The organism is Gluconobacter sp., assembly GCF_047723935.1.
Taxonomy (GTDB): Bacteria; Pseudomonadota; Alphaproteobacteria; order Acetobacterales; family Acetobacteraceae; genus Gluconobacter.
Map to the genome: position 1 here is coordinate 1 of NZ_JBDOBO010000100.1, position 7,296 is coordinate 7,296.

A 7,296-nucleotide genomic window follows, 5' to 3' on the forward strand; every position below is an offset into this window, starting at 1 on the left:
ACTCTGCTCATTGTGGTGACCATATCCACTGCGGGGAAACACTCACCGAACTTGCGTACAGGCTGCATCAGATTGACGAGCTTTTGGCACAATCACGAAGCCGCCCACCCCGGCGCAGGTGCCCCCGGCCTGCCACAACTCTTCATTGAAAGCTCTCCGGGTCATGAGCCATGATTATTCAGGAAAGCCGGATTAAAACCAGAAGCGGTGCCAAGGCGATTACAAGGCATGTTCTTCATGGCCCAAAAAATGAAGCCATCAAGATCATGGCTGGGTCAGAATGGTTGCTTCATGATGCGATGCGGGAAGCCAGACGCGAAAACCTGACCTATGGTCTGCGCCATATCGCCTTTAATCCTGCTGAACCGATGACAGATGACCAACTGGCAGAATTTGCGGGAAGAATCTGTCACGAGTTCCATGCAGATCCTGAGCACACAACACTGGTCATCCATCAAAAGGATGGCAGCACTCATGGTCATCTCCTGCTGCCTGAATGGCAGCAGGACCATATTTTAGACAGTCGTTTTAGCTGGATACGGTTGGAGAAACTGGCAAGGCTGGAAGAAATCAGATTGGATCATGCTCTCATCGCCGGGCGCCATGACCGCTCGATTGCCAAAGCTTTACGACAGGATGGCAAAGTCCATGAAGCAGAATTGATCGCAGCCCTTGCTCCAGCACAGCCAGCAGACATGCCCCGTGCCGCCTATACCTCACAGGCCCACCGCACAGCGGAAAGACAGGGACTTGACCTACCAGAACTCAAACAGCTTGTTGCCTCTCTTTGGAGCCACTCTGACGGATTAAAGTCTTTCCGCGCAGCACTGACAGAGCATGGTCTGACCATGCGCGAAGGGGATCGAAAGGAGACCCGACCGGGTGCTCATATCATTGAAACCAGCGATGGAACGCTGATTGGCAGTTTTACCCGGCTGACAAAAGTGCGCATGGCGGAATTCCGAAAGCTTCTGGCAAAAGAACAATCAGCAGAACACGAAAAGTCGAAACTGGATATCAGAAGCACCCGTGTTCCTGTGCGCATGACATCAGAGAATGACCAGACTGGAATATTCTCCGCCCCCGACGCCTCACCTGCCCCCAACAGGAGTCCAAAACGTATCCGCCTACCACGCAGGAATAAAGCGATTGACGCACTCAGGCGCAGGCAGATGGAGGATGTGGACAGGCCAGCCACCGCGCCACACATTCCTCCGAAACCACTGTATCCGCTGATCCTCAGCGCGGAAGAAGCCCGTCACCGCCACCGGATCAGGCAGGCCATTCAGGAGCAGCAGGCTATCCTTGACCAGAGAGCGCCAGAAGAGGACTGGGCACCATTAAAGAGGGAAGAAATGCTCGCAAAATGGCGAAAAGCCCTCACCCCCTACCAGAAGCAACTGCGGAGCAGCTTTACTCGTTATCGTCGTGCCAAAAAAGAATGGGAACAGGCGGAAGAAAGCCGCTGGCAACGCATGACCGGACGAGCCGGGAAACTGGCAAAAGTCTGCCAGCAGCTTTTGCTCAAATTTCTGGAAGTCCTGCGGTTTGTTGTACAGGCGTTGCTGCATATTGTCGGGTTGCGCTCAACACCGCCAGAACCTGTCCGGTCTATCCTGACAGAACAGGATAGACCTGTCCTTGAAGAATTCAGGAAACAGTATGATGCCGAATTTTCCACCATGGCTGATCCGGAAAAACTCGAACCATGGCTCCAGCATCGTTTTGACAGACTGGTGCAGGCGAGAACAGACCGTATCAGACAATGGGACAAAGCCCACCAATCTGAAAAAGGACAGGCAAAGCGAGAAATCTCGCGCCTTCGTTCAAAACTTGTCATTCCAAAAGGAATAGCAGGAAATATGCCTGCTACTCCATCGCAACCAAGTATGGGACATTAACACTCACTGCCTCCACGACATACAGGCTGCTTATGCACAAACACACAATATTCAAGAATTTTGATTTTTTTATTGTTCTTTAATGGTAAAGGCCAAAAAAAATCATCTTTTAAAACAAGTTGACAACATTATTCGCAACCGAATGCGCCTTACTCATAGGTACCGGAAAGCCTGTTACTAGTTTAAACATTTCGTTTTTCAATCCAGTACTGACGGCTAATCTAGCAACGGAACCGCTCTGATGATTTTCCAATACATTGAGCGCGTTCTCGAGCAACTCTGGTTCTTCACGCTGAATGTAATCATCATGGCGCTCCTTCTTGCTTTGTCCTGTTTTACGTAGATGAATGTAAGCACGTTTGTACTGATCGGCTCCGATAAGCTGTAAATCGTATGCTCGATGAATGATTGCACTCAAAGAAACTTTCCAGCGCAACTTCATAACTTCCAGATTTTGCCAATTAAGATACCTTGAACGTGGGAACTCACGTACAAAAACTGACCTAGGTATTAACAATGCGCCAGCAAACCTATGAGCTTGGCTTTCCGTTTCACGATCTCCAGTCTGCACTCCTTGGTGCATAACCAAATGCCCAATTTCGTGCGCAATATCAAACCGCAGACGGCAAGCTGCTGGTTTAGCTTCACTACGACAGATCAATGGCCGCTTGCGATCCATTGAAAGAGCATCCACACGCTCAGATACGCCCTCAAAATGACTGACAATCGCACCACAATTTTCAGCCACACGTATAATGTTGGTGATAGGGCCAGTAAGCCCTAATCCCCACTCTATACGACACTGCTCAGCTGCGCGTTCAATATCTTCCGCACTCTGAGCGGGAATATTGGGGAACGAGACAGGCGGCAGGCTAAGCATTGTATCAAGTCGATCGATCACCATTCCAAGAATGGTCCCGCGCGCCAGAGCCTGACTTTTCACCATCTGAGGCGTCGTAGCTTGCTTCCGAAAATGACACTGTTCCGGCACCAATGGTGCCAGATCAGTAAGTCTGAAGAAACGTGACAACACACCTGTAGCGTCAGCCAAAGCTTCTTCCATTTCCTGATTAGGAAGCTTCGCTCCGGATTCCAGTTGATGCATATATTGCCGTGTTACTCCTACCTTTTCCCCCATTTCATCCAATGAAAAACAATTTGCTAAACGCGCTATGCGCAACTGACCGCCAGAGAATGGTTTCTCAGAGCGTTGCATAACACCTGACCCTCATGAAAAAGTGCTTTCAAACCGTGTTTAAGAGGCATCATCCTGTTTCTTCTCTTCGCCAGGGATGCCAACAGGAGCAGGTGGTATATCCACACCTTCCGACTTGGCAATATCTTCCAAAACAACCGGAATACTGACTGCGCCTTCTTTATACGGGATAATCCAGTGTTGTACCACCGCCTCTCCACGAAAACAGACCAAATAAATGTTGTCAGCATATCCCTCCACGTCTGTATCTACAGCGATACGGAAAATGACATCCTCATCTTCTTCAGGAAATAAAAAAGATTCCTGCAAAACCTCAGAATGCGTGCGCCGTAATGTCCTGCGGTTAGGCTTGTCAGGTTCGCCTCTATAAAACCTTACTGTTGCAGCACCGATTTTAAATACAAAATGAAGGCTTGCATCTTCTATGGAAAGCCAATCTTCCTTCTCGGAAAGAGTTGCGATTTCTTTCAGACTACACGTGAATCCTCTGGAGCCTAACGTCCAACCAATATCCCCAATTTCGGGATTATGATGAATAACAGCATTTGCACGTGCCTGAGCAATTGCTTGCGCAAGCATGACTAGCCGCCCTTCTGTAAGATCAGGATGATAATCTTGAGGAGTTTTTCGTTCCATACCCATGCCTGCCATCGCGCATTTCCATTCTACACGTTAATCTGGGCATTATAGAAAATTTGTCAACCTGAATCTTTTTTGTAAACCACACCGCTCAGTTACTGACAAACCAGCAAAAGGAAACACTTGCCCTTGCGTTATTTATGTCTGTTTTCGGAAATATAAATTATTGCAATGAATTTCTAAGATGAAGACGAAAGTCGATATGAAATGATCATAGCCCAACGCAACCATCACGCTTCCCGCAACGTTTCGTGTCCGAAAAACGGTCGTTTCTGGAAGCTTGTCAAGCTGCCTCGAACAGACGACGTCGCTACTGTCCCTAAAACCTGCTTTTTGGCACGCTATACCCCGCACTGAACCGTGCGCCAGACCGTGCTCCGACTGACCCGAAAAATTTTTGCAATTTCTGCCAGTGATCTCCCGGCCTGCTTCAATTCACAGGCATGCTTTTTTTGACGGGACGTCAGGATAGGGCACCTCCCCAATCGTTTTCCAGCCTGACGCGCGGCTTCCAGGCCCGCTCGCGTCCGCTCCCGGATAATTTCCCGCTCAAACTGAGCGAAACCCGCCAGGATGGTCAAAAAAAGCTGACCGTTCGGGGTGCCCGTCTCAATCCCAATATTCAATATTCGCACACGAACGCCGCTCTCTGTAAGGCTCCTGACCAATCCCATGACATCGACGGTATCACGTCCAAGGCGATCCAGACGTGCCACGACCATACTGTCTCCCTTTCCAAGCCGGTTCAATAAGGAGGACAACCCAGGGCGTTCCACCGCCGGGATGCGTCCTGAAACAGTATCGGTAATGATCTCTTCAAGTCCCTCCCGCCTCAACTCAAGAAGCTGAGGATCATGACTCTGTTCATCGGTGGAAATACGAGCGTAACCATAACGCGCCATCGTTTGTGTCTCCTTATGTAAACGGGACACGTTTTTGAGACGCCATTTTACTCTGTTTGTGCTTCGGAAGCCTTTTGTCCCAAAAACGACGGATTTTGACAACGATATCACGTAACTTCTTGGTTCAGAAAAATGCTCGAAAGTTCTCCTTCTCGTCTCTTACACATGACTCTTCTGGCTTTACCTCTTATGCTCTCCGCCTGTTCCGGTGGAACGCCCAGTCAGGGCGAAATGGCTCAACTCGAAGCCGATCTACTCAGCCAGCCCAGTGGCTTCAACATGTTATTTGGCGGCAATCGTCGACAAGCCAGAGTAGATGTCGAAGCCATTAAAATTGTTAAGCAAAGCTGTGAAGCTCTGAAAAACTTCGATTCAGCTTTCGATTGCACCGTCAGCTTCACTCTTAATGATGAGCCTCATGAAAATACCCTACGGGTCATACATCATGAGGATGGCAAGTGGAGCCTCGCACATGAGCAGCCTGCACCTTCTCTTTAAACTCCAGAACGATAATCCTGACTTTAAATTCCACGGCTCAGAGATCATGTGATGTCACTATATTATCGATCAAAACCAAAGTCTTCTTTATTTATATTAATACCTTTCCTTTTCCTGTCCGCCTGTGGAGACGAAGAACCTTCAATAAAAGAAATTGAAACAGTTCTCAGTCAGGAATTCCAAAATGACCCTCAACAGGGAGCGAACGAACAGCCACCCAATAAAATCAGTGTTCTCGAAAGAAAATGCAGAAAAGGCAATATCGCTTACATCTGCCAGTTGAAAATTCAACAAGGTAATTTTGTAGATAATGCTGAGTTAAGATTTGCAAAAAACAACGGTAAATGGATTAGAGTTCCAGAATAGAAATTCTTATTTTAATCCACAGGATTCCATCAAATAAACATTTTATCCTTAGTGAGGAATATCATGAAATTCACCATTGATGGTTCTCCAGTATGGTTTCATGGAATTAGCGGCGATGTTTACAGCCTCCAGAAATGGACATCCACCAGCTTAAAATCCGATGGTGGCGGTGGTTATATCCATCCCGTCTATGGCGGACAAATTAATGCCCCACAGATCAGATCGTCTACAGAACAACATCAGAATTTCTGGATTGTATCACTGAGCGGTCATGAGCGGGAAATGAGCGATGCGAACATCCGATGCCGTGAAGGACAACGTGTCACCCTGATCTGGGGTGCATCAGAAGGCGTTGAAGACGGGAAATATCTTCTTTTCTATAATCATAATACAGATAGTATCACATTTTATGATGATGCATTCAGTGGGAAAAGTAGCTTTAAAGACCTGAATGCATCAGCATCAGAGTCACATATGAGTATAATCATATGGACATTAGCCATTCCCACTCTTGGCATAAGCCTCCTATTTTTCATACCGTTAATCATTAAAATGGCAAGACGACTTGCTCCGATCACTCAGAAATACAGACTGTTCACGCAGGAACTTCTTAAAAATCCTGATTTCATTTCCTCCATATCATGACAATAAAATAAGTCTTGTAGGGAATTGCAGTTATGGAAAAGCGCTTTTTTTCATTGTTTTTTCTAATCATATCATTAGCCCCTCTGCAATCCTTGGCGCAGAGCATCGGGCAAGTCACACCCTCTGCCCGCCCTCACGGATGTATTGCTGATGGCGCTGCGGGAGCCGTGGCAGGTCACTTCATGCGCTCTGGTCACGCAGTCATGGGGGCAATGGCAGGCTGTGCCTATGGCGCATGGCAACGCCACAAATGGAAAAAGGAGATAAAAGAATATGATAGCCAGCAACGCACGGTTATCATGCCTTCCATTACCGCTGGGCAGCATTCTAGGAGCCAGAACTATCTCCCAGCAGGAAGCCAGTTCCACCCGTCACATGATCCATAATCCGTCTTACTGGCTTGCTTTAATGTCCAATAATTTGGCAAAAACGTCTTCCGGTATCTTCTGGCGAGCCTGTTCCCACGACAGCAATTCCACGGAAAATACTCCTAAAAGAGCAGAAAAGGCTTCCTGAGAGAGACCCAACCCTGCCCTGGCCATCCGTAGCTTTCGTCCTCTATGAGCCATCACAAGCCCCGATTTGGATACGGGTCTGTCTTCTGGATCGTTGGGATCAGCAGGCAGGGCGATTTCCTTGTCATCTGTCATAACTTGCCAACAACCTGATACAAATGAATATTCATGACCTGAAACAGACATAGCTCATAATATGGCACTTACTGAATGCATAAACTGTTCAGATCATATTTTGAAAACACTATCCCCTGACAACACGATGGACTGTTGATTTACTGACTTTAAAAATTGCGGCAATCTCCCGCAAAGACATACCATTTTCCGATAAATCACGAATATGGCTTTGCTGTCGCTTTGTCAGGCAGTCTGGACGACCGAGTTTTTTTCCCGATGCCCTGATTGCAGCCAGCCCGGCGCGTGTTCGCTCCCGGATCAATTCACGTTCAAATTCTGCAATCGCCATGAGAATTGTTAAAAACATGCGGCCATTGGGAGTACCGGTTTCTGCGCCGATATTCAGTATTCGTACCCTAATACCTTCTTCATCCAGTATCCGCAGCAGATTCAGGACATCCACAGTATCCCGTCCAAGGCGGTCAAGCCGTGCAATC

10 protein-coding genes are annotated in these 7,296 nt (G+C 47.7%); 5 read left to right on the top strand and 5 right to left on the bottom strand.

Features of this window, described 5'->3' with window-relative positions:
- Positions 1–170 precede the first annotated feature (170 nt).
- Positions 171–1,901 (top strand): hypothetical protein, encoded by a 1,731-nt coding sequence (locus tag ABF979_RS15600; protein WP_415498726.1) that lies wholly within the window; start codon positions 171–173, stop codon positions 1,899–1,901.
- A 109-nt stretch (positions 1,902–2,010) separates the two neighbouring features.
- Here the strand turns inward: ABF979_RS15600 and ABF979_RS15605 are convergent, their stop codons facing one another.
- The 3 genes from ABF979_RS15605 to ABF979_RS15615 all read right to left on the bottom strand — a co-directional run bounded on the left by ABF979_RS15605 (position 2,011) and on the right by ABF979_RS15615 (position 4,658).
- Entirely contained in the window at positions 2,011–3,117 is a 1,107-nt protein-coding gene (locus ABF979_RS15605; RefSeq protein ID WP_279185440.1) for an XRE family transcriptional regulator, read from the bottom strand.
- A gap of 39 nt (positions 3,118–3,156) precedes the next feature.
- The gene (locus tag ABF979_RS15610; RefSeq protein ID WP_253545180.1) at positions 3,157–3,768 is read right to left on the bottom strand and encodes a hypothetical protein; all 612 of its coding nucleotides are present in this window, start codon (positions 3,766–3,768) and stop codon (positions 3,157–3,159) included.
- A 329-nt stretch (positions 3,769–4,097) separates the two neighbouring features.
- Complete coding sequence (locus ABF979_RS15615; protein ID WP_279185441.1) at positions 4,098–4,658, bottom strand: recombinase family protein; 561 nt, start codon at positions 4,656–4,658, stop codon at positions 4,098–4,100.
- Between the two features lie 132 nt (positions 4,659–4,790).
- On the opposite strand from ABF979_RS15615, the gene ABF979_RS15620 reads away from it, so the two are divergent.
- The 4 genes from ABF979_RS15620 to ABF979_RS15635 all read left to right on the top strand — a co-directional run bounded on the left by ABF979_RS15620 (position 4,791) and on the right by ABF979_RS15635 (position 6,553).
- Positions 4,791–5,156, top strand: coding sequence for a hypothetical protein (locus tag ABF979_RS15620; protein ID WP_143216469.1), 366 nt, complete (start codon positions 4,791–4,793; stop codon positions 5,154–5,156).
- 51 nt (positions 5,157–5,207) lie between these two features.
- A complete protein-coding gene (locus ABF979_RS15625; RefSeq protein WP_279185442.1) occupies positions 5,208–5,522 on the top strand; it encodes a hypothetical protein in 315 nt (104 codons plus the stop codon).
- Between the two features lie 63 nt (positions 5,523–5,585).
- Positions 5,586–6,167 carry a hypothetical protein gene (locus tag ABF979_RS15630; RefSeq protein ID WP_279185443.1) on the top strand — a complete coding sequence of 194 codons (582 nt, stop codon included), beginning with the start codon at positions 5,586–5,588 and terminating at the stop codon, positions 6,165–6,167.
- 92 nt (positions 6,168–6,259) lie between these two features.
- Positions 6,260–6,553: a hypothetical protein gene (locus tag ABF979_RS15635; protein ID WP_415498725.1), complete on the top strand. Its 294-nt coding sequence runs from the start codon at positions 6,260–6,262 to the stop codon at positions 6,551–6,553.
- 6 nt (positions 6,554–6,559) lie between these two features.
- Here ABF979_RS15635 and ABF979_RS15640 read toward each other — a convergent pair whose 3' ends face one another.
- Positions 6,560–6,868 carry a helix-turn-helix domain-containing protein gene (locus ABF979_RS15640; protein ID WP_415560641.1) on the bottom strand — a complete coding sequence of 103 codons (309 nt, stop codon included), beginning with the start codon at positions 6,866–6,868 and terminating at the stop codon, positions 6,560–6,562.
- 58 nt (positions 6,869–6,926) lie between these two features.
- Positions 6,927–7,296, bottom strand: a 370-nt coding sequence (locus ABF979_RS15645; RefSeq protein ID WP_415560642.1) for a recombinase family protein, incomplete at its 5' end; no start/stop codon positions are given.